This window comes from Sulfidibacter corallicola, from assembly GCF_017498545.1.
Classification (GTDB): Bacteria; Acidobacteriota; Holophagae; order Acanthopleuribacterales; family Acanthopleuribacteraceae; genus Sulfidibacter; species Sulfidibacter corallicola.
In genome coordinates, this window is record NZ_CP071793.1 from 5,915,716 (window position 1) to 5,941,727 (window position 26,012).

General features: G+C 63.6%; 3 protein-coding genes. All 3 read left to right on the forward strand.

The annotated features are described in order from the left end of the window. Window positions 1-256 precede the first annotated feature (256 nt). The 3 genes from J3U87_RS18175 to J3U87_RS18185 all read left to right on the forward strand — a co-directional run bounded on the left by J3U87_RS18175 (window position 257) and on the right by J3U87_RS18185 (window position 25,817). Window positions 257-23,263, forward strand: coding sequence for a non-ribosomal peptide synthetase/type I polyketide synthase (locus J3U87_RS18175; RefSeq protein WP_237377202.1), 23,007 nt, complete (start codon window positions 257-259; stop codon window positions 23,261-23,263). A gap of 324 nt (window positions 23,264-23,587) precedes the next feature. Beyond that, window positions 23,588-24,271, forward strand: coding sequence for an RNA polymerase sigma factor (locus J3U87_RS18180; RefSeq protein ID WP_237377203.1), 684 nt, complete (start codon window positions 23,588-23,590; stop codon window positions 24,269-24,271). Then, window positions 24,255-25,817, forward strand: a complete 1,563-nt coding sequence (locus J3U87_RS18185; protein WP_237377204.1) for a hypothetical protein — start codon at window positions 24,255-24,257, stop codon at window positions 25,815-25,817. Before J3U87_RS18180 ends, J3U87_RS18185 begins: the two co-directional genes overlap by 17 nt. Window positions 25,818-26,012 lie beyond the last annotated feature (195 nt).

Consider the following 26,012-nt stretch of genomic DNA (forward strand, 5'->3'; position numbering starts at 1 on the left):
GCTCGCATGTTCCTGGACATCGAACTGTGAGAACGGTCCCTTGAAAAAACGTGTCCTCGTCCTTGACCTTACTATCCTCCGCCCGTTCCCGAGCCCCCGGGGTTTTCGGAGATGGGTGTCCTGTCCTTTGGTGGGGGGTCGCCTCCCACTACCCATCGCTAGTCCGAAATCCCCTGACGGGGTTGTTTTTTAACCCGATTGACTTCGCACGAAGCGAGTCGAGCGCTTCGTTGCGGATTTGGACTGGAGCATTGTTTTGGAAGATTCCAAGCCTTGGGCCCACTATGGGGGTCGGAGTCTCGTGCATCTGTGCCGTCACCGCGCAGAGCGAGAGTCTCGTGATCCCGCCTTTCTCTTTCTAGCCGACGGTACCGAAATCCGTGACACCTGGTCACGCGATGTCCTGGACCGACGGGCACGAGCGATCGCCGCTCGCCTTCAGCGAGAAGACCTCGCGGACGGAACCGTTTTGCTGCTGTTCCCTCCCGGGATCGCGTTCATGTCGGCCTTTCTGGGTTGTCTCTACGCCGGCGCGGTGGCCGTTCCCGCCCCGCCTCCCGATCCCGTGCGGCTGAAACGTACCCTGCCGCGGTTGCGCAACATTCTTCGCGACGCGGGTTCCAAAGCGATTCTGACCCAGGAACGCTTCGCGGGTTTGCTGAAGGATTCGGGCGGTGAATTGGGGGGCATCGAAGAGGTGGCCATCCTGGCCTTGGAGGAAATCGGCGACGATCTGGCGCCTACGTGGCGCGCTCCCCACATCGATCCCGACGACCTGGCCTACCTGCAGTATTCTTCCGGCTCCACCACGGCGCCCAAGGGTATCGAGATCACCCACGGCAACATCATGCACAACGCGGGGTTGCTCCAGCGCGCCTGCGGTTACACGCGAGAGACGGTGTCCTGCGTCTGGATGCCGCATTTCCACGATTTCGGGTTGGTCGAGGGGTTGATCGCCCCCATCGTTTTCGGTTTTCCCTGTTACATCATGTCACCGGTCAGTTTCATCCGCCGACCGATGAACTGGCTCTCGGCCATTTCCCGCTATCGGGTCACCCACAGCCACGGGCCCAACTTCGCCTTCGACCTCTGTCTCGAGCGATTCGACCCCCGCAAGCTGACCGATGTGGACCTGAGCTGTTGGAAGGTCGCCTGTAACGCGGCCGAACAGGTACGGGTCTCCACCCTGACGAAGTTCCGGGAAACCTTCGCGCCTTTCGGTTTTCGGGCCGACGCCTTTCATCCGGCCTACGGCATGGCGGAAACGACCTTGGTGATCACGGGAGTGGCGCCGGGACAACCGGTTCAAGTACGTCACTTGGAAACCGCCGCCCTTTCCGAGGGTAGTGCCCGTTTCGTGGCCGAACCCGGCCCGGGCGTCACGTCGTTGGTGGGTTGTGGCGGCGTTTCGGAATCCGGCTATCGGGTCCAGATCGTCGATGCAAAACACCGTATCCCGCTCTCCGAATTGGTGTTGGGCGAGATTTGGGTTCGCGGGGATTCGGTTGCGCGGGGCTACTGGCGGGCCGAGCGGGCGACCGAAGCCGCCTTCCGGGCCAGGCTTGCCGACGGCACGGGACCCTTCCTCCGTACCGGCGATTTGGGGTTCATCGCCGAGGATCAGCTCTACATCTGCGGACGCCTCAAGGAGTTGGTGGTCATTCGCGGTCAAAATTACGTGCCCCAGGACATCGAGCAGGTGGTCGAGGACGTGGATCCGGCCATTCGCACGAACGGGGTCGCCGCTTTCGCGTTCGAGGAGGAGGACGAGGAGCACCTGGGAGTGGTGTGTGAAATCGACAGGAAATCTCGCAAGAGCGTCGATGTCCAGGCTCTGATCCGCCACATCAAAAGTGCCCTGTGGGATCACCTGGAACTGGAGCCGGGCGCGCTTTTGCTCGTCAATGCCGGCGCGATTCCCAGAACGTCGAGCGGCAAGATCAAGCGGGTCTCGGTGCGCAAGCGCTTCCAAGCGGACGATTGGTCGACCCTGCACCAGTGGCGGGCGCGCTCCGGTTCGGCATCGCCCGCGAAGGCGACCCAAAGTCGCCAGGACGGCGGCTCGGAGGACCGCAGCCCATCTCGCGACCTCGCCGCAGATACCGAGCTGGCGCGCCGGATCCTATCCTGGCTGAAGCTGCGGCTGGGCGACATGCTCGACGTCGACCCCGCTCAAATCAAGGAAGATATTCCCTTTTCCGAGCTGGGGATCTCTTCGGTGAAGGCCGTCGGACTGGTCGCCGAGCTCGAGGATTGGTCGGGTCGGGCGATTCCGTCGACCGCGGTTTGGCGCTACCCCAATGCCGGCTCACTGGCCGCCTTCGTGGCCGGACAGGGATCACTTCCTCCGAATCAATCGAGCTCCACCGCCGATGCCGGATCATTGCCGGGAGAGGGTAAAACGCCCATCGACGCGCCTCATCGCAAAGGCCGAGAACCGTCCTCGAAAAATGGCGACGATCCGATCGCGATCGTCGGGTTGGCGTGCCGGTTCCCCGGTGGCGCCCACGATCCGGAAGCCTATTGGGACCTCCTGCAGTCCGGTCGCACCACGGCGCGGACCTTTCCCTCGGACCGACTCCCGCCGGACTTCTTTTTCGATCAGGAAGCGGGGAACGATCAGGCGCGGAACACTCGATTCGGATCATTTCTCGAAACGGATATCGCGGCGTTCGACCCGGCGTTCTTCGGTATTTCGCCGCGGGAAGCCTGTTTGATGGACCCCCAACAGCGGCTGTTGTTGGAGGTTTGCTGGGAAGCGCTCGAGCACGCCGGCATCGACCCGAAATCACTGAAAAACACCGACGGCTCGGTGTTTCTGGGACAGAGCGGTGACGACTACGCGCATCTGGCCCACCATTTCAAACAGGACGCCGACGATCATGCACCGCTGGGAACGGCACGGTCCATCGCCGCCGGCCGCATTTCCTACGTCTTTGGATTGTTGGGACCTTCGGTGCAGATCGACACCAGTTGCTCGTCGTCGCTGGTGGCCGTGGCTCAGGCCTGTACCGCACTGCGGGCCGGCGAAACCGGTCTGGCCCTGTGCGGCGGCGTGAACCTGATTCTCGACCCGCGCGTTTCCTTGGGCCTGAACCGTATGGGAGCCCTGGGATCCGACGGCGTCTGCAAGGTGTTCGACGCCGCAGCCGACGGCTATGGGCGAGGGGAGGGCTGTGCCGTCGCGATCCTGAAGCGCCTGAGCGACGCCCGCGCGGACGGCGATCGGGTACTCGCCTGCATTCGCGGTTGGGCCGTGGGGCACGACGGCGCGAGCAACGGTTTGACCGCGCCCAACGGCTTGGCCCAGGAGGCGCTGATGACGCGGACCCTGGCCATGTCCGGGCTCCGTTCCGAGCAGGTCCAGTACGTGGAAGCACACGGAACCGGTACGGTATTGGGCGATCCCATCGAGGTGCAGAGCCTGGCGACCTGTTACGGGCAGGGCCGTGACCAGCCTTTGCTGGTGGGTTCCGCCAAGGCCTCGGTAGGCCATCTGGAGGCCGCGGCCGGGCTGGCGGGCTTGTTCAAGTTGACCCTGGCGCTTCAAAAAGGGGTGATACCCGGCCAGGCCTCCTTCAAGCGCCTGAATCCCCATCTCGAGACCTCGCGTACCTCGATTCGCGTGGTCGAACGAACGATGGATTGGCCGGCCGAACCCGGCACGCGTTTCGGTGCGGTCAGCAGCTTCGGCATCAACGGAACCCTCGCACACTTGCTGGTGGCAGATTCCGCGGCGAACGAGACCGACCCTGTCGCCACCGACCCTGTCGCCACCGACCCTGTCCTTACCAACCCTGTCGATGCGAAACATCCCTGTGAGCTCCATCTCACCGCACATTCCGAGCGCGCACTCCAGGCGATGGCCGGCTCCTGGCTGACCACGTTGCGGCGAACCGCTCCGGAACGTGTCGTCGACCTGTGCCATGCCGCCACGCGCCGTACGCGGTTCCGCTGGCGCCTGGCGCTGACCGCCGATTCCCACGCGGATTTGGTGGAACGTTTGACCGCCTTCTGCAACGGGGAGCGCCGGGTGGGGACTTCCTGCGGATCGGTGCGGGCCGTTTCGCGCCTTGGCTTCCTGTTCACAGGCCAGGGCAGCCAGCACGCGCGCATGGCCGAGGATCTGTACCGCGAAGCGCCTCGCTTCCGTGCGGCTATCGATCGGTGCGCCGAGATCCTGGCAGAAGGGGATGCCGAGCGCTTCGATCTTCGTTCCGTGTTGTACGGCCCCCGAGCGGAACACCTGCACCAGACGGGATTCGCCCAGTGCGCCCTGTTTGCTGTCGGTTACGGACTGACCGAGATCTGGCGGGAGCGTGGCATCGTCCCGGAACTCCTGCTCGGTCACAGTCTGGGCGAATATCTGGCCGCGCATCTCGCCGGGATCTTTTCCCTAGAGGACGCACTGCGTCTGGTTCGGGCACGAGGCAGCCTGATGCAGGCGCTGCCGCCTGGTGGCGCCATGGTCGATGTGGCCACCGAGGAGGATCGTGTTCGGCCCCTGATCGAGCGGGAATCCGGTCGGGTCGCGATTTCCGCGCTCAATGCACCGGGTCGCCTGGTGATCTCGGGCGAGGAAGCGTCCGTAGAGCGTATCCTCTCCCGGCTGCCCGGAGTGGTATCCCACCGGCTTCGGGTCTCGCACGCGTTCCATTCGCCTTTGATGGAACCGATGTTGGCCGATTTCGAACGCGTCCTGGCCGGCGTGACGTTCTCCGCGGCAGAAATCCCCATCGTCTCCACCGTGACCGGGAAGTTGGACGACGGCGCCATGAGCGAGCCCTCCTACTGGCTGAACCAGATCACGAGCCCCGTCCGTTTCCGCGACGCGATCATGGCGGCCGACGAGGCGGGCATGACGGCTTCGGTGGAAATCGGCCCACGACCGGTGCTCAGCCGTTGGGTACCGGCCTGTCTCGGCGGAGATTCGCGCTGCGTTCCCAGTCTGCAACCGCCCAAATCGGATCGGCGGCAGCTACTGGAAAGTCTCGGGGCGCTGTTCGTTCAGGGCTTTCCCGTTCGCTGGGAATCCCTCTATGCAAACCGTGCCTATCGTCACCTCGACACCCCAACCTATCCCTTCCAACGGAAACACTATTGGTTTGACATGGGAGCCTTGACTATGAACGACACTGACCTGAGACCGCGTATCGTCGGTTCTTCCTCGCACACTACGCCGAACTCGCGAGATCAATTGGCCATGAAGGCCTTGACCTCGATGATTGCGGACCTGCTCCACATGGCTCCGGGCGAAGTCGATCCGGATGCCCTGTTCCTCGAGTTGGGTGCCGATTCGATCATTCTCTTCGGCGCACGCAAGAAAATCGAGGAGCTGTTCGGCGTCAACGTGCCCATTCAGGATCTTTTCGAGTCGTTCAACACGGTGCGTAAATTGGCGGTTCGCCTGGCCGAAGTGGCCGAGCGCATGCCTGCATCGGCCGGTGCTCGAGTCGCGCCGGAACCGGTTCCACAGCCCCTGGCCAGCCCACACCAACCGCCAGCGGGATACGACGTGCCACCGGTCCCCGTACCCAAGGCCCAGCCGAACGCGCTTCCGGCAGCCCTGGGCCAGGCCCCCGCCGGTTACGGGCAACTGGTCGATCGCCAATTACAGACCATGGAGCGCATTTTCCGCGACCAGTTGGCCTACGCCGGTGGCGGAGTGGTGCCGGGTGAGCCGGCGTCCGTCGTCCAACCTCAGATGTCCTCACCTCCCGTGGTGGAGCGAGTGGAACCCGCCCCTGTGCGGCCGGTTCCTTCTGCCGAGCCGGTCGCCGATGGCGGAGCCGTGTCCGAATCAAGGCCGTCCAAGGCCGGGTCTCCGGTTTTGCCGCCCTGGTCGGTGCGCGAAACCCGCGCCGCCGATTTGGCCGAGGAGCAGACCCGTCATCTTGCCGATCTCACCGAGGAATACACCAAGCGCACGCGCACCTCCAGGAAGATGTCCCAGGACGATCGATCCGTTCTGGCCGACAATCGGGTGAGTGCCGGATTCCGCATGACGACCAAGGAACTGCAGTATCCGATTTTCTGTGATCGCGCCGAGGGGCCGACGTTCGTCGATTTGGACGGCAACCGATATCTCGACATCACCATGGGTTTCGGGGCCTTGCTCTTCGGGAACCATCCCGATTTCGTCGTCCAGGCGATGCAGGACCAGTTGGCCCGCGGGCTGTCGCTCGGGCCCCATACGCGCCAGGCGGGCGAAGCGGCCCGGCTGGTACGTGAACTGACGGGCATGGAACGGGTGGCGTTCTGCACCACGGGCACCGAGGCGGTCATGACCGTGTTGCGCGCGACCCGGATGCTTACCGGACGTCGCAAGACGGTGGTGTTCCAGGGTTCCTACCACGGCCACTTCGACGGCGTCCTCACCAGCGGCAACGCATTGAGCGGCAACCTCGAAGCCGAATCCGGCGCTCCCGGGGTGTTGCCCGGCAGCGTAGCCGACGTCATCAGCCTGCCGTATGACGACCCCCGTTCGCTCGAGGTCATTCGAGCCCAGGCCGGCGACATTGCCTGTGTCCTGGTGGAACCGGTTCAGAGTCGACGTCCCGATCTCCAGCCGGGTGACTTCCTGCGTCAATTGCGAGAGTTGACCCGTGGCGAGGGCATCCCCTTGGTGTTCGATGAAATGATCACCGGGTTCCGCATCCACCCCGGCGGTGCCCAGGCTCATTTCGGAGTGCGGGCCGATGCCGCGCTGTACGGCAAGGTGATCGGTGGTGGCATGCCGATCGGCGTGATCGCGGGCAGCCCTGCGATCATGGATTGCCTGGACGGCGGCATGTGGCAATTCGGTGACGAGAGCTATCCGGCGCACGAGACGACGTTCTATGCCGGAACCTACAACAAGCATCCGCTTTCCGTCGCCGCGGCCGTGGCCGTGCTGAGCCGCCTCAAGAACGAGGGACCCGAGTTGCAGGAGCGGCTCAACCGCAGGACCGAACGTCTGGTGCAGACGCTGAACGGGTTCTTCGAGAGCCATCGCGTGCCGATGCGGGTCGATAGCTTCGGCTCGCTGTTCCGCTTCAAGCCCATGCGGCACATGGAGCTGTTTTTCTTCCACCTGTTGCGCGAGGGGGTCTACGTTTGGGAAGGGCGAGCCTGCTTCCTCTCCACCGAGCACACGGAAGTCCATATCGAGCAATTGGTTCACGCGGTGCAGACGGCCGTCGAATCCATGCGCCAGGGTGGGTTCCTGCCCGATGCACTGCCGGTCAACCTTCCGGCTCGGGTGGAGTCCGCGGCAGCCGGAGGCGCCGCCACGGATCCCTGGCGTGCCGGCCGGGTGGCCCTGAAAAAGCGCGTCGCCGAAACCGAACCCTTCGTCCGCGAGCCGGAGCGGGCTCCCGCCTTCAGCCTGTTCTTCTTCGGTCATTACGAGGCCGGGATCGGTGCCGGGATGTACGACCTCCTGTTCGATTGCGCGCGTTTCGCCGACGATCACGACTTCCGCGCGATCTGGGTTCCCGAGCGGCATTTTCACGCGTTCGGCGGCCTGTCGCCGAATCCTTCCGTTTTGGCGGCGTCCCTGGCCGGCCAGACGCGACGGTTGCAGCTCTGCGCCGGCAGCGTGGTGCTGCCCCTGCACCACCCCGTTCGCGTGGCCGAGGAATGGTCGATGGTCGACAACCTCTCGAAGGGCCGCGTGGGTCTCGCCTGCGCTTCCGGTTGGAACCCCAACGATTTCGTGTTGGCGCCCAAACAGTTCGAAAAGAATCGCGAGGTCATGTACCAGAATCTCGCCGAACTCACCCGACTCTGGCGCGGCAACGCCCTGGCGCTTTCCTCCGGCGAAGGCAAGACCGTCGAAGTTTCGCTGCATCCGCTGCCCGTGCGGTCCGAGCTGCCGCTGTGGCTGACCATCGTGAGCAATCCCGAGACCTACATTCGCGCGGGAGAATTGGGCCTTCGCGTCCTGACCAACCTCATGGGCCAAACCCCCGAAGAGCTGGCCGTGAACATTCGCCTCTACCGAGAATCATTGGCCGCCAACGGCTTTCCGGAAGAGCGCGCCCACGTCACCTTGTTACTGCACACTTATGTGGGCGACGACTTGGACCGGGCTCGCGAGGAAGCGCGCCAGCCGTTCTTCGGCTATCTGGAATCTTCGCTGGGCCTGTTCCGTTCGATTCTCAGCAAGCAGGGTCTGCCTTCCGATTTGGACGGCCTCAGCGACGAAGACCGACGCTATCTGCTCCAAGCCGCCTACGAGCGTTACGTAACGCAGAGTGCCCTGATCGGCACTCCGGAAAGCTGCGCCCCGATCGTCGAGCGATTGGTGCGGGCGGGCGTCGACGAGTTCGCGTGCCTGGTGGATTTCGGTGTGGATCCCGACAAGGTCCGTTCCAGCCTGATTCCCCTCGATCGGCTTCGCAGTCAATGTGCGAACTGGGCCCAATCCCATGCCGACTCGTCGCGACAAATGATCCGCGTTTTGGGTGCAACCGAAGTTCAAGCGGCGCCACCGTCCGTCGAAGTGGAGACCTGTTTTCCGCTGAGCTTGGATCAACAGCAGGTGTGGGTGCTGACGCAGACCCATCCCGAAGCCTCGTTCGCCTATCAGGACCTGACGGTGCTTCGCTTGGACGGTGCCTTGGATCGCAAGGCCCTGGCCCAGGCGGTGAAGCGGATCACCGCCCGTCACCCCAGTTTGCGCACGGCTCTGAGCGAGGATGGCGAAACCCAATGTGTCTTTGCGGCTCACGACTTCGCGTTCGCACCGATCACCCTTGGCGAAGACGACCCGGATCGGGCACTCGCGAATTGGTTGGCTCAGGAGAGTGAAACGCCCTTCGACCTGGCACGTGGTCCGCTTTGGCGCCTCAACCTGCTCGTGCTGGCGCCGGAGCGGCATGTGCTCGCGCTAGCCACGCATCACCTTTTGATCGACGGTTGGTCCGTGGCCCTGATCCTCGAAGAGATCGGTGCCTGTTACTCGGCGATCACCACCGGAAAGGGCTTTCAACCGTCCGAGGCGATGTCGTACGAGGCCTTGCTGGCCAAGGCCCGGGAAGCCGTGACCGACGAACATCTCGCCTTTTGGCGCGACCAACTGCAACCCTTGCCGCCGCAACCCGAGATTCCCGCCGATTTCGCGCGGCCCAAGGTGAAATCCTACCGTGGCAAGCGCTTGCGAGTGGACCTCGACGTGGACCAACCGCTTCTGCGCAAGGTCGGTGCGGCGGCCGGATGTACCCGTTTCATGACCCTGTTGGCGGCACTCGACGTCCTCGTCTTTCACCTTGCCGGCCAAACCGAATTCGTGATCGGTGTGCCGTCGGCCAACCGTGAGGATCCCCAAAGCCATCACACCGTCGGCTACATGGCCAACCTTCTGCCGGTACGGCGTCGTTTGGCGGCCGATCAGCCCTTCGTGGATCATCTCCGCCAAACGCGATCCGATCTCGGCGTCGTGTTCGCGCACCAGGACTACCCCTACGGCGACATGGTGAAGCACCTGGTCCAGAACCGTACGACCGATCGCGGGCCCCTGGTGAATGTGGTCTTCAACGTGGAAACCGCCTTTTCCGAGCCGGTTTTCGATGGCTTGGACGTGACGGTGCTGCCGTCGCCGGTTCGGTTTCGGCCTTTCGATCTGAGCGTCAACATCGTCGAATTCGAAGGCCGTCTCTTCGCCGAATGCGATTTCAACACCGATCTCTTCGCCGAGGCATCCATTCGCCGTTTCACCGACTATTATCGCAACCTGTTGCAAACCGTTCTGACCGATCCTGATCGGCCCATCGGCCGAGTGTCGCTTTTCTCCGAGCACGAGGCCCTGGAGTGGCGTGAATCGGTGGTTTCCACCCTTCAAACCTTCGAGGTGGCCGCGGACATCGCTTCCCGTTTCGAGCGGATGGCTGCGGCGCGGCCCGAGGCCGTCGCCCTGCGCGACGGGGATCGGAGCCTGACTTACCGGGAACTGGACCAGCGCGCCAACCAAATGGCCAGGCTGCTTCGGGACGAGGGGGTCGGACCCGAAACACCGGTGGCGCTGCTACTGGACCGCTCGCTCGAGTTGGTCGTGGCCATGCTGGCAACGCTCAAGGCGGGAGGTACTTACATTCCTCTCGATCCCCGCTATCCCGTCGAGCGGCTGGAGCACATGGTGTCGGCGTCCGGTGCAGTACACCTGATTGGGCAGCCGCAAAGCGAGGAGAATACGCCCTGGTTCACCGGTTGCCGGGTTTCCGTGGCGGATCCTCGGCTCGACCGCCATTCGGCAGGGCCTCTGGAACGCTTCCTGGCGGTCGATCAGAGTGCCTACATGATTTTCACGTCCGGATCTACCGGCCGGCCCAAGGGCGTGGTCGTCACACATCGCAACGTGTTGCGGCTTTTCGCGGCCACCGAGGCCCTGTATGGCTTCGATGCCGAAGACGTGTGGACCCTTTTCCACTCGCCGGCCTTCGATTTCTCGGTGTGGGAGATTTGGGGGGCGCTGCTCTACGGCGGGTGCCTGGTGGTCGTTCCCTACGAGGTGAGCCGCACGCCCGAGCGTTTCTACCGGCTCCTGGTCGACGAGCGGGTGACGGTTCTCAATCAAACGCCTTCGGCCTTCGCCCAGTTGATCGAAGTCGACGAACGCCAAGATGCGGTCGAATCCACGTCGTTGCGTTGGGTGATCTTCGGTGGGGAAGCCCTGCAGCCGGGCATGCTCGAACCCTGGTTCGCGCGCCACGGCGACGAGCGACCCGCGCTCGTCAACATGTACGGCATCACCGAAACCACCGTTCACGTGACCGAATACCGGCTGACCTCCGCCGACTTGATGCACGGTCGCAGCGTGATCGGTAGGCCCATCGGCGATCTCGGATTGCTGGTCCTCGATGCGAACATGGAGCCGGTGCCGGTGGGCGTCGTCGGCGAACTCTACGTCGCCGGTGCCGGCTTGGCGCGCGGGTATCGCGGTCAGCCAGGTCTCAGCGCCGATCGCTTCCTGCCCAATCCGTTCGGGCCGGCCGGATCGCGGCTGTATCGCTCCGGCGATCTGGCTCGCTATCGACCGGACGGCAGCATCGAGTACCTCGGCCGCCGCGATCACCAGGTCAAGATTCGCGGGTTCCGGATCGAACTGGGCGAAATCGAGTCCGTCCTGATCGAACATCCTCGAATTCGGCAGGCCGTGGTTCTGGCCCATCGGGACAACCCAAACGATCACTGCAGGTTGGTGGCGTTCTATCGCGTGGAGGACGACGGTGATGCCATCGAGGTAAAAAGCTTGCGCGAACACGTGGCCCGGCGCCAACCCGATTACATGGTGCCCGCCCAGTTCGTGGCGGTGTCCGAGTTCCCGTTGACCTTGAACGGCAAGTTGGATCGCGGTTGCCTGGTGGTGCCGGACCAGGTGATCGAGGGCAAATCCGAGTCGCCTCCCGAAACTGAAACCGAGCGGACGCTCGCCGCCATTTGGGAACAGGTCCTCGGCGTGGCGCCCATCGGTCGCGACGACCGCTTCTTCGAGGTGGGCGGCGATTCGATCCTGGCGCTCAAGATGTTGGCCCAGGCGCGTGAGCGGGACATTGAATTGGATTTCGCGCAGTTGTTCGAATACCAGCGGCTGGATCGACTGGCGGAAGCGGCCGACGCCGTCACCGAGCCCCGGCAGGCATGTGATGCGGATCCCTTCGCCGATCTGCGTGTCGAACTGAATCTCGACGGGGTCGATGGTGTGGTGGATGTCTACCCCATGGCCGCCATGCAGGAAGGCATGCTCTTCCACGCCGAATTGGAGAGTCATCACTCGCTCTACCACAACGTGTGTCTCTACCGGATTTCGGTTCCCTTCGAGGAGCGCCGTTTCAAAGCCGCCTTGGTTGAATTGTTCGCGACGCACGACGTCCTGCGGACCCACTTCAGCGAGCCGGGTGTGGCCACGCCGTACCAGTGGGTGCGCGAGGAAGTCGAAGTTCCGCTGCAGGTGTTCAATTGGCGCGGCATCGATCCCGATCGGCGCGAAGAAGTGTTCGAAACCTGGTTCGAAACGGAAAAGTTCCGCCACTTCGATCTTCAGCGGGCGCCCTTGCTGCGGTTCCACGTGCTCCTGGATCACCAATCGGGGTTCGTGCTGGGCCTGACGATGCATCACGCCATTCTCGATGGCTGGAGCCTGGCCCGCATGCTGACCGACCTGTTCCTGCTGTACACCGATCGACGTGACCGATTGCCGGCCTGCCCGCTGCGTTATCGGGACTTCGTGGCACTGGAGCGATCCTGCGTCGCCGCCGGCGATGCCGCCTCCTTTTGGCGCGAGCGATTGGGGGACACGGAGCCTTTCGCCTTGGCGCGCCTGCTGCCAGGCAACGACGCGATCGAGGTGGAGCCTTTCGGAACTCATGAAGTCTACATTCCGTCGGAAGTGGGTCGGGCGCTCGAGCGTCTGTCCCGGGATCGCGACGTGCCCCTCAAGAGTCTGGCGCTGGCGGCCCATTGCGTCGCGCTGAGCGTGCTTACGGGCAGTGACCGGGTGATGACCGGCATGATCGCCAACGGGCGGCCCGAAGAGGAAGGCGCCGATCGCGTGTTGGGTCTGTTCGTGAACACCCTGCCCATTTCCTGCGCAGTGGGTGGGCGCACCTGGATCGATCTCGCGGAAAACCTGTGGCGCGATGAGCGGGACATGATGCCCCATCGTCGTTTCCCCATCTCCGAGATCTTCAACATGCAGGGTGGCGAGTTGTTCGACACCTATTTCAACTATCTGCATTTTCACGTTTTCCACGAACTCACCGGCGTCGAGATCGAAGAGCTGCCCGGATTCCAACGCACCAACTTCACCCTGTGCACCAATTTCGGACGCGATGCCGGCGACGGCCACCTGCGCTTGGTGCTGGAGTACGACAGCGGGGTAGTCGATCCCGACCGACTGCAGGCGTTCGGCGATACCTGTCTTCGCGTCATGGAAGCGATGGCGGCGGAACCCGATTTGGGTCCGGACGACGTATCCCTGCTCAGTGAACGGACCTGGGCGCGACTTCAGCGGTGGAACCGGACCGAAGCCGTGCTTGCGGTTCATCCGGTCACGGTCGACTTCGAGGCGGTTGCCGCTTCGTTTCCAGACGCGGTCGCACTCGTCTTCGGCAATCGAACCTTGACCTACAGCGGGCTCAACCGCCGCGCCAATCGCATGGCGGCGGCACTTCGCGAGCGCGGGGTCGGTCCCGAAACACTTGTCGGTGTGTGTTTGCCGCGCGAACCGGACCTGGTGGTCAGCCTGTTGGCCGTGCTCAAGGCGGGCGGGGCCTACGTGCCCCTGGATCCTGACTATCCCGCCGCCCGACTCAACATGATGTTGGACGATGCAGGGGTGCGCCTGCTGTTGACCCACGCCGACCTCGTGGCCGATCTCGAAATGGGCGATGCCGACGTCCTGCTACTCGATCGCATGCACTTCGACACCTACTCCGAGAGCGATCCGAAGCCCTATCCCGAACCGGATCACCTGGCCTACACCATCTATACCTCGGGTTCCACCGGGAAGCCCAAGGGCGTGCAGATCACCCACGGCGCCCTGCAGAATTTCCTGTGCGCCATGCGCAGCGAACCCGGACTCCACCGCGACGACTCGCTGCTGGCGGTGACTACCGTGTGTTTCGATATCGCCGCTCTGGAACTCTTCCTGCCGTTGACCGTCGGGGCGCGGGTCGTGCTGGTCGATCGCGAGACCGCGGTCGACGGTCGCCTGCTGTGTGAAGCGCTGGAACGCCACGAGGTGACGATCATGCAGGCCACACCGGCGACCTGGCGACTGCTGCTCGACGCCGATTGGGAGCCCATGATCGGGTTCCGCGTGCTGTGTGGTGGCGAAGGCCTGCCGGTGGACCTGGCGCGGCGCCTGCTCGCCCTGCCGATTCGGCTGCACCACCTCTACGGACCAACCGAAACCACGATCTGGTCCTCGACCGGTAGGTTGATGACGGATCAATTGGGCGAGCGCTATGCCCCGGTCGGTCAGCCGATCCAGAACACGCGGGCCTACATCCTCGACGGCCATCTGAACCCGGTGTCCATCGGCGCGGTCGGGGATCTCTACCTGGCCGGCTCCGGTCTGGCCCGAGGGTATGCCGGACGGCCGAAACGGACCGCCGTCGCCTTCCTGCCCGAACCCTTCGGACAGGAGGCCGGGTCGCGGATGTACGCCACGGGCGATCGGGCGCGTTTTCTCGACGACGGTTCGATCGAGATTCTGGGACGGGGCGACAGCCAGGTCAAGATCCGCGGTTATCGCATCGAGCTGGGCGACATCGAGGCCGCGCTCGAGAGCCACGAACAAGTGAAGCAATGTGTGGTGACCGCTCCCGCCCGTGAGGATGGCTTTCGCGATTTGCACGCCTTCCTGATTCCTGCCGACGATGCGGATCGCGCGGCGTTGAACCCCGAGCAGGTGGCCCAATGGGAGCGCGTTTGGAGCGAAACCTACGGCGATGGGCAGGCTGCCGAGGATGCGGATCCGACCCTGAATCTCGTGGGTTGGAATTCCAGCTACACCGGCCGGCCCCTGCCTCGGCGCGACATGCTGGAATGGGTCGATGCCACCGTGGCGCGGGTTGCCGATCTTCGACCCGGGCACATCTTGGAGGTGGGTTGCGGTTTGGGCTTGCTTCTGTTCCGCTTGGCGCCCCGTTGTCAGAGTTACTGGGCGACCGATCTGTCCCAGGCCGCCATCGACTACGTGGGCCGGCTCGCGCGCGAACGGGGCCTGAATCAGGTTCATCTCGAGACGGCCGAGGCCTGTGCCTTCGAAACCGAGGGCAAGGTGTTCGATCTGGTCCTTTTGAACTCGGTGGTTCAGTATTTTCCCTCCATGTCCTACCTGGTCGACGTGTTGAAGCGCGCTGCTGCCGCCGTGAGACCCGGCGGAGTGATCATGATCGGCGACGTTCGCGAAAAACGCCTTCTGGAGGCCTTTCAGGCGTCGGTTCTGCTCGAGCGTACGGAGCCGGGTCGATCCGCCAGGGAACTGGTCGAAGAACTGGACCGGCGGCTCATGGAAGAAGAGGAACTCGCCATCGATCACCAGTTTTTCAAGGCAGTGGTCGAGGAGCTTCCCGCGATCGCGGCGGTGGAGCTGTTGCCCAAGCCGGGTACTCGTCACAACGAAATGAATCGGTTCCGCTACGACGTCCTGTTGCACGTAGGCAACCCGAAAAAGGCCGTTTCGGTGGATGCGACTCTGGACTGGAAGCGCGAGGTCAAGAGCCTGGACGGTCTGCGAGACCTGCTCTCCCAGCGCGACGCCGAGACGCTCCACATCACCGATGTGCCCAATGAACGGGTCGTTTCCGACGTGTTCGCCGGGCGATCCATGCGTCAGGCCGGGCCCGGTGACTCGGTGGCCGATCTTCGCGAGCGGCTGGCTCGATGCACGCTCGGCGGGGTGGATCCCTCCACACTCGAGAGTTCTCTTTCCGAAGTGGGGCGCCCCTACGCCATCGATTGGGGCGCCGACCGGTTCGAGTTGCTGATTGCGCCGGCCGGGGCATTGCGGCCTCGGTTCCCGATGCAAAGCTCGGAGCCCAAACCCTGGTCGCATTACGGATCCTATCCCTTGCGCGCCAAACTGCATCGCGATCTCGTGCCCCGATTGCGGGCCTATCTCGCCCAACGACTGCCCGAGTACATGGTCCCGTCCGGCTTCGTCCTGCTCGATCGCCTGCCGCTGACCGCCAACGGCAAGGTCGACCGCAAGGCACTCGTGCATCGCGCCGTGGAGAAGCGCGAACGGCAGGGGCACTGGGTGGCACCCCGCGGTGTGGTCGAGGAAGTGCTCGCCTCGGTCTGGCAGGAAATCCTCGGCCTCGATCGCGTGGGCTGTCACGATTCCTTCTTCGAACTCGGCGGCCATTCGCTGTTGGCCACGCGTCTCGTGGCTCGGGTTCGCGCGGCCTTTTCGGTCGAGATTTCCGTGCGCGACGTCTTCGATCGCCCGACCTTGGCGGCGCTGGCTCGGAGCGTCGAGCAACGGCGCAGCACGTCGCCTACGGTCGAGGAGACGCCGCGATCGTCCAGCGATGCACCGCCTCGGCTCCACTTCGCCCAAAGGCGGATGTGGCTCCTGGAACAGCTCGATGGGGGCAGCGCCCGCTACCTGATGCCGGCTGCGGTCCTGCTCGAAGGTCCCCTGGACGTGCCGGCGCTCAAATCGGCCTTCACGCTCGTCATGGCCCGTCACGAACCCCTGCGGATGACGATCGCGACACGCGATGGCGCGCCGGTCGCGATTCTCGGAGAGTCGCCGGATTTGACTCTGGAGATCGAAGACATCGCATCGGATGAGGTGGATCGACTGGTGCGAAACGAAGCGGTACGCCCCTTCGATCTTTCCCGAGAGATCCCGATCCGGGTGAGGCTGGCGCGGATCGAGCCGCAAAAACACCTGCTTTTGGTCACCTTGCACCACATCGCCGCCGACGCTTGGTCGCTCGGTGTGCTGATGTCGGAACTGTCCGCCGCCTATCGCGATCTGCGACAGGGGAAATCGCCGCGCTTGGCTTCACTGTCCCATCGCTACTCGGATTTCGCCGCCTGGCAGGCGCATCAAATGCAGGGTCCGGCCTGGGAACAACGGCTCGACTTCTGGCGGGCGCATCTCGCCGATCTGCCCTCCGTGCTGGATCTTCCCACCGATCGACCGCGACCGACCGTTCAGACCAGTCACGGCGCCCTGTTCACTTTCGAATTGGGTGCGGAAATGTCTCGCGGGCTCGCCGGCCTGGCCCAACGCGAGAGTGTCAGCCTGTTCATGTTGATGCTCTCCGCCTTCCAGGTGTTCCTGGCGCGGCTCAGCGGCCAGGACGACGTGGCCGTGGGCACGGTCGATGCCAACCGCACGCGCGACCACTGGGAACCGCTGATCGGGTTCTTTGCCAATACCCTGGTTTTGCGTACCCGTCTGGCCGAAGTCGAGACGTTTACCGACGTTCTGGCGCGGGTTCGCGAGGATCTGCTGAAGGTGTTCCAGTATCGCGACATGCCCTTCGAAAAATTGGTCGAAGAGCTGCAGCCCGAGCGCAATCTCGCCTTTTCGCCTTTGTTCCAGGTGGGATTCACCTTCCAGAACACGGAACACGTCGAATTGGATTTGCCCGGCCTGACGGTTCACTCCGTCGCTTCCACCGAGGTCGGTGCTAAGTACGATCTGACCCTCGTCATGGAGACGCCCGAATCCGGCCTGCTGGGAACCTTCGAGTACAACGCGGACCTGTTCGAGGCTGAGACGATCGCGCGTTTCGTTCGGGGCTTCAAGGCTCTGTTGGCGGATATCCTGGCGCAGCCTCGTCTTTCTTGGCGCCGCTTGGCGTGCATGCCTTCGGCCGATCGGGATCAGGTCCTCCACGCTTGGCAGGTCGAAGCCGACGAGGCGTTGCGGGATCGGTGCTTCACCGATCTGTTCGGGGACCGGGTTCGCGAGCATGGATCGGCACCGGCCCTAATGTTCGAGGGCGGTTTCTGGTCCTACGCCGAATTGGATCGGCGATCCGATCTCCTGGCCGCGACTTTCCGGGAAAAAGGTGTGACTTCGGAGGATCGGGTCGGTGTTGTCGCCGATCGCGTGCCCCTGACTTTGGCCGCCATGTTGGCCTGCTTCAAACTGGGTGCGGTCTACGTACCGCTGGATCCCGGTTATCCCGAACCCCGTCTGCGATTTATCGTCGAGGATGCCCACCTGACCCTGTGGGTCGGGGCCGATTCGGGGACCATGCCGCCACTCGGTGACAGCCTGCCGCGCCTGATCTGGTCGGATGATCGTTGGGATGTGCCCGTGCCTGGGCTTTCGGTGCGTGGGCCTTCTCCCGAGACCGGTGCGTATCTGATCTACACCTCGGGATCGACCGGACGGCCGAAAGGGGTCCTGGTGTCCCATCGCGGGTTGCCCACCCTGGCGCACTGGCAACGACGAACCCTGGACGTGAAGCCCGGTGACCGCGTGCTTCAGTTCGCGTCGCCCAGTTTCGACGCCTCGATTTGGGAGACCACCATGGCCTTCGCCCTGGGCGCGACTCTGTGCCTGGTGGGCAGCGAGCATCTGCTGCCAGGCCCGCCGCTTCGGCAAACCTGTGCTCGCTGGCGCATCACCCATCTCACGCTGCAACCTTCCGCGCTCAAGGCCATGCCCGATGCCGACCTGCCCGACCTGCGCACCGTCGTGGTCGCGGGTGAGGCCTGCACGGCCGATGTGGTGGCCCACGCGCCCAAGAGTGCCCGGCTCTTCAACGCCTATGGGCCGACCGAGGACACCGTGTGTTCCAGTGCGGTGTCGTGCGAATCCCAGGAGCCGGTGACCATCGGCACCCCGATCGACGGAGACCGGATCTACCTGCTCGACGAGCACATGCAACCGGTTCCGGTTGGCGTTCGCGGCGAACTGTACCTGAGCGGGATCGGCCTGGCCCGCGGCTATCATCGCCGGCCCGGTCACACCGCGCGGCGTTTCGTACCCAACCCCTTCAGCGGCATTCCCGGCGATCGCATGTACCGCACCGGCGATTTGGGTCGGTACGCGAGCGACGGCCGTATCGTCTTCCTCGGGCGCGTCGATCATCAGGTCAAGGTTCGCGGATTCCGGGTCGAAACGGCCGAGGTCGAGGCCGTCCTTGGTCGTTGCCCCGGGGTCGGGGAGCATCTGATCGTGGCCCAATCCGACGCTTCGGGCAGTTCCCGGTTGCTGGCATTCGTCACCGGTTACGAGGGACGCCAACCCAAGGAAGCGGAACTGCGTCGGTACCTGGCCGAGGAGTTGCCCGGCTACATGGTGCCCAGCGCGATTCGGATTTGTGCTGCATTCCCGAAGACCCCTAACGGCAAAATCGATCGTGACGCGCTGTTGGCCGATTTCCATCGCCCCGCAGCGGAAGCGTCGCCGCGCCGTTCGGAAACCCTGAATCCGTTGGAAATCGGTTTGATCGCCATCTGGGAATCCTTGCTGGATACCGCGCCGATCGGCACTCACGACAACTTTTTCGCCGTTGGCGGACACAGTTTGCTCGCGGCCAAACTGATGGCTCGGATTCACGAGGCGTTTGGAATCGAACTGCCCGTCAAGAGTCTGTTCGAGCATCCCACAATCGAGGAATTGGCCGTTTGCGTGCGCCAAGCCGCCACCAAATCGGCGGAGCCCACGGTGGCCATTCCGCCGCGCGATGCACGTACCCCCGCGCCGCTGACCCACAACCAGGAACGGCTTTGGTTCCTGCATCGGCTGGGGAGCGGCTCGGCTTACGACATCCCGTTGGCCCTGCGGATCCGGGGGCCGCTGCGGATCGGCTTGTGTCGCGAAGCGTTGGCGCGGCTCGTGCGCCGGCACGAGACCCTGCGCATGCGGTTCCCGGTGTTCGAGGACCGTGCCTGTCAGGAGGCGATGGCGCCCGAGTCCGTTCGGCTCTCCGTGGTCGATGCGTTCCTGGATGCGGATCGCGAAGAAGAAGGGCAGATTCAGGCCTTGTTGCAGGAAGCCTTTGGTGAGCCCATCGATCTCGAAGGCGGCCCCTCGTTTCGCGCCAAACTCTGGATCCTGGGCGACGAGGATCATCTGTTGTGTTTCAGTTGGTCTCACCTGATCGCCGATTTGCGTTCCGTCGAAGTGTTCTTTGGCGAATTCAGCGAGACCTATCGACGGTTGTCCCGCGATCCCGACGTGACCATGCAACCCTCGCCGCGCGTCCAGTTTGCCGACTTCGCCCAGTGGCAGCGCGATCGGTTGGCCGAACAGCGTCGTGTTCCGGACCTGGAGTACTGGCTGGACCGGCTGGCCGATCTGCCCGACGGCCTGGCTTTGCCCTACGATCGCCCACCGACCGCCCAAGTCGGGTTCCGCGGTGGGATTCGGCGTTTCGAACTGGACGGTTCGCTTCGTGCGGCCGTACTTCGCGTGGCCGCGAATCGGGGAGCCAGTCCATTCATGGTGTTGGTCGGTCTGTTCGCCGAACTGCTGGCCCGTTATTCGGGTCAGACCGACATCCTGTTGGGAACCCCGGTGAACAACCGCAATCGTCCCGAACTGAGGGACATGATCGGCTATCTGGTAAACACCCTGGTATTGCGTATCGATTGTAGCGGCGATCCGAGTTTTCACGAGCTCTTGGACCGGGTCGCGGAGCGGGTCGGTGAAGCTCTGGCCCATGCCGAACTGCCGTTCGGGTTGCTGGTCGAAGAGCTGGCTTCCCGCCGGGCGCGCGGGCACGAGCCGTTGTTTCAGGTCATGATCAGTTACCAGGATGTTTCGGGCGCGGATCCTATCCCGGCGGAGCACTCCGATCTTCAGGTCACCTTGATCGAACCTCCGGTATCCACCGCCAAGTTCCATCTCACCCTGGTTCTGACCGATCACGGCGATCGCATCGAGGCCGGCATGGAATACAACGCGGATCTGTTCGACGCCGAGACCGTGGATGCGCTGTGCGATTACCTGGTCACGTCCACCCGGCTCCGGCTGGATGCGCCGCAGCGACGGTCATCCGGATTGAGTTCGGTGCACGAGCCATGTCGCGATAGCTTTTGCCTGATCGGTCCGAAACCCACGGATCGTGAGGACGCGGACGTCGCGATCCATCAACGCATCGACGCCGTCGCGCGGCTTCATGTAGGGGAACCGGCGCTGGTATACCGTGGTGAATCCTGGTCCTATCAACGCCTTCTCGAACGTGCGGACGACATCGCACTGCTGCTCATGGCCCGCGGCTTTGGATGTGAGGATCTGGTGTTGCTGGGGTTGCCCCGTTCACCGGAACTGCTGGCGGCGATGTTGGCCGTCTTGAAGGTCGGCGCGGCCTTCGTTCCGGTGGATCTGCATGCGCCCGCCCGCCGTCTGGTGGGGCAGACCGAATCCGTCGATCTGGTGCTGACCTCGGACGATTTGGTATCGCGCTTCGAACCCAATGCGCCGGAGCTTCTGGTCTTGCCGGAAACCATGGCGGCCAATCCCACCGTGCCGCAAATATCCCTTTCCGTGTTTCCCGAGCAACTGGCCTACGTGCTCTTCACGTCCGGTTCGACCGGTGTGCCCAAGGGATGTCAGATAACGCACGGCAATCTCGACCACTACTTGGACTGGGCCCTGTCGCGATATGTCGAGCCCGAATCCTGCCGACGGTTTTCCTGGTTTACGCCGCTCACCTTCGACTTCACACTCACTGGCGTATTCTGCTGCCTCTTGCGTGGCGGGACCCTGCACATCTACGACGACGACACCCATCTCGGGGCGGCGTTGCGGGACCAGCTCGAAGCCGGAAACGGCGTGGACCTGATCAAGCTGACCCCAACCCACGTGACCCTCCTGAGCCAGGAGGAGGTGGCTGCGAGTGAGACTCGGATCGCCGTGTTGGGCGGGGAAGCGCTGCAGGCCGAACAGGTTCGTGCACTGCGACGCCTCAATCCGGACATGCGTTTGGTCAACGAATACGGACCGACCGAAGTGACCGTAGGGTGCCTGACCCACGAGGTCCAATCGCCGGATGAAGCGATTTCGATTGGAACGCCCATCGCCGGGATCACCGCCTATGTGTTGGATGCGCATGGGTTACCGGTTCCTCGCGGCGCCGTGGGCGAACTCTGCCTTGCAGGCGCCGGTTTGAGCCGCGGGTATCGGGGCATGGCGGGTCGAACCGCGACCTCGTTCGTGCCCGATCCCTACGCCGACCAACCAGGCTCGCGTTATTACCGCACCGGCGACCTGGTGCGCATGACGCGGGCGGGTGAACTCCATTACCTGGGCCGTCAGGATGAACAGGTCAAGATCAATGGATTGCGCATCGAGCTGGGCGATGTGGCGCACGCGATGTCGGCCCACGAGGGTGTTGCCGCCGCCGTGGCCGGAACCGTGACCGCGCCCTCCGGTGAAGCGGCCTTGACCGTTTGGTGGGTTCCGGGCGATGCGGAACGAGCGCCGGTATCCAGCGATATTCGCGCCTTTTTGCAGGTTCGACTCCCGCGTGGCATGGTGCCGCGCTACCTGGTGATGGTGCCGCGGCTGCCGCACACCCGCAACGGCAAGGTCGACCGAGCCGCGCTGCCCGAGCCCGACTTTGCCAGTGGTGGGGTCGGGGCCGTGCGGGTCGAACCGCGCAATGTCACCGAGCACCGGCTGCGCGAGCTCTGGCAGTCGGTCCTTCCCGTGGCGGTGCCCGGCATCCACGACGATTTCTTCGAATTGGGCGGTCACTCGATGGCCGCGTTGATGCTGGTGTCCCGCATCGAACGGGCCTTCGATCAGTCGTTGCCGTTGGCGACATTCCTCGCCGAACCGACCATCGCCGGCAATGCCGCCGCCTTGAATGTGACCGATCGTCGACCGGTTCCGGTCCCGCTTTGTCGTTCGGGTCAGGAGCGAGCCTGGTTCGTGGCGCCCGGTGCCAATGGCGATGTCTTGTACCTGCGCGAGTTCGCGAACGCTTTCGGCGGTCTGGGTTCGGTGTATGGCCTGCAGTCTCCGGGTCTCCAGGGCGAGCGCGATCCGATCGACGACATGCAGTCGTTGGCCCGCGTCCATTGCGACGCCATTCGCTACCAACAGCCGCAAGGACCCTACTACCTGGCGGGTCACTCGTTCGGCGGAAAGCTGGTTTTCGAGGTGGCGCGGTTGTTGGAAGCCGATGGTGCCTCCGTCGCCCGCCTGTTGATGTTGGATCCCGCGCCGCCTGTCGATCTCAGCGATCGGCCCGAGTTCCGCAAATCCGATCGAGCCTGGTTGGAGGAGTTGTTGGACCTTGCCGAAGGGTTCGGCTCGGGTGCGGCGCAGACCGAAGGGCGTCGACGTCATCGAGCTGAGTCGCCACCGCTCGAGTCGAGCGACCACGAACTCGTTCTTGCGTTGGGCCGTGCCCTGGCCGAAGCCGGTTTGGTGCCCCAGGGCGCCGATGCCACCTTCGTTCGGCATCTCGTCGCGGTCTATCGCACCCAGCAGGGCATGAGCTATGCGCCGCAGGGTCGCCTGAAAGCGCCCCTGCTCGTCGTTCGATCGACCGACGATCGGGCCGAGGTTTGGAGCTGGCCCGAATTGGAGGGCATTCGTGACGATCCCTGCGCGGGGTGGGGTGATTTCGTATCCCGTGCTACCGGCCTCGAGGCGCCAGGAAATCATCTTTCCATGCTCCGGTCGGCCAACGCCCTGCGGGTCGCCGAGTTGGTGGCCGATTGGATGAGTTCGGATCCGTCGATCGTGGTTCGCGGCGGCCGTACGATCGCTTCGATCAAGCTCCTCGATCGCCTGCCCCTGACCGGCGGAGAGCGCATGGCTCAGGCGGGAAAAAACTACAAATAGAATAGATGGCACGATAAGCGCCCGCGTTGCCCCGAGTCACCGGGCAACGCGGGCGCCGTGCGTTTCGAACCCGTTTGCGAGCGGGGTCTGGGGCCAAACTCGATCCCGTTCGGGCCAGATGCCGAGTACCCGTGCGGGTTTTCCGGCCCGATGGGAGGAACCGCGTCCTTCGAGGTGGGGTTACATGCGGCTGTTTCCGGGACTTGGGTTAGAATACGGGGATTCCCTGATTGAGAACCCAGGATGACGCGACGGCGGCGGATGGTGCGGCGAACGCCCAGTCCTGCGCGAGTTGCGGAAACGACGACGCGAACGAGGTAGGTTTTGAAACTTTTACGGCTTTGGGCGGTCGTGGTGCTCAGTGACGATCTGAGACAAACGCAAGCCGGCACCGCCGGTCAGGAGGCCTCGTTTGAAGCTTTGCCGACCAACGACCTGCCCGATCACGAGGGTCTCATGAAGGCCCACTTCAACGGCGATCCCGCCGCATTCCCCCAATTGTTCGAGCACTATCGCCACGATCTCTGGTGCTTCCTGCGCTATCGCATGAATTCTCGTCACGATGCGGAAGACCTTTTTCAGGACGTGTGCCTCAAGGTATTCAACAAGCTCGACACCCTCAAGGATCCCAATGCCTTCCGCAGTTGGCTCTTCGCCATCGCGGCCAATGCGGTTCGCTCTTTTTTTCGCGGTCGGAAGAAGGTCGTCAGTCTGGATCGCAATTACGAGGACGAGGATCTGCCCCGGTTCGAATTGGCTGAGGAAGGGCCCGACGCCTTTCGCAGTCTTCACGTGAAGCGCGAGGTCCAGTTGTTGCGCGAGTGCCTGGTCCGTCTGTCGGAACGCGATCGAGAGATCCTGTTGCTGGATACGGTCGCCGAGATACCTCAGCGAGAGATTGCCGACATGTTCGACATGAACCTGAACACGGTGAAAACCATCATTCGGCGTGCGCGCATCAAATTGGCACGTGCCATGGCGGAGGCGGAACATGACGGACAAGCTTGATTTGGATCGCATGGAAGCCCTGCTGGAGACGATGGAGCCCGAAGAGATTCGATCCCAATATGGCGCCGCACTTGCCGAGGCGCCCGAATGCGAGCGCATGCTGCACCACTTCGAAGCCATGGACGACCACCTGGATCACCTCAAATCGGTCGACCCGGCGCCGGCCATGGTACTGCCCAAGCGGCGTCGTGCCAGGTCGGTATTGACCTGGGCCGTTCCCCTCGCCGCGATCGTGATCATCGCCGTGTTGGTTTCGATCAATCGCGATTTGATCCCACGACCGTCCAGCGAACCGGTGATGAAGGAGAACAACGTCGCATTCGAACCTCGGCCCGCCTCTCCTGGCGCCGCCGAAGTGGACGCCCTGGTGCGCGATCTCGAGGACGACGTAATGATGGAAAAGGTCGCTGACGGCGCGCCTCCCCCCAAGCGGACGTTGGAGGAAGCCATGGAGGAGATTCGCGAGAATCGGGAAGTGGCCAAGCTCACCTCTCCGCCCGAAGCGGACCCGATGCCGGCCGTCGATGCGTCGACCGAATCGGAAGCCCGTCGCCAGAGCGTCGCTTCGGACGAGCCGGTGGGAAGGGCTCAAATCGGGGCCGGTCCCGTCGAAATCGAAGAAGAACCGGCCGCCGCGGAACCCGAACTCCAGGCCCTGAGCGGGCGGTTCAGGGACGCCACCGCAACGGAATCGGCACCCCAAGATCCGCCCGAGAAAAAGGTGGCGGCGCGCAAACCGTTGGCCCCCGCTCCGCGAAAGGACGTGGCGCCGGCGGAATCGACGGTCGCGGAACCCGTCGCGCAGGAAACCACCGAGATGGTCGTGGCGGAGAGCGAGCTTCGGGAATCCCTCCAATTGAAGGCGGAAGAAACGGTGGTGGTGTCCGAAGCACCGGCGCTAAACGAGGAGGCCGTCGCGACTGTCGCACCATCGGCTGGGGCCAGTACGCGATCCCGGGTCGAACCGAAGCCCGTTACGGTCGATACGCCCGTGGTGAGCAGGAACGAGGAGCTCGCCAAACAGGACGACGATACCGATCGCTTTGCGGTGGCGAAAGCCAAATCTTCCACCGCCGGCGCCGCCGAGAATAAGCAGAATGCCGAGGCTTCCTTCGAGCGTGCGGGAGATCGCCGCGACGCGGGTCGTGCCGCGGCGCCGGAGGCGGATGCGGATAAGCCAACGGTGGAGGTCCTGACGGTCGAGGCACCGATTCCGACCTCCAAACCGCTGGTAACCATCAATAAAGAGGCCTGGCTGACCGTGTTCCACTCTTCCTGGTCGATTCAAAATCGATTTCCCCAGGGACTTTTCGATCGGGGCGGCTCTTTCTCCTGGCCGCTCGTGAGCGACGCGCCCCTGGATTTCGTGGGGTTTCAGCGGGAGTGGCAGGCGCTGCCCCCGTCCAGAAGGCCCGCGGTCACCCTGCGTGTGCTCGAACAACAGGATGACCTGTTGCGGGTGAAGCTGAGTTGGTCGTCGCAGGAAAGTGTGTTGATCTTCGATTTTCGAGGCAAATCTTGCGTGGGCATTCGACCCGAGCCTTGACGCCCGGGACGGAAGGCGCGCTCCGCTGTGGTGACATGATATCGAGTGGAAAAACATGGGGTTACGGTCGTTCCTCGGCTTCGGTTTTTCGGTGTCCGCCCTCTCTTTTTTCTACCAAAGCTGGTAAACTTGGGTATATCGAGCCGTTTGCACATATCACACATCATGGTTCATGGATTCGCGATATCCGCATGA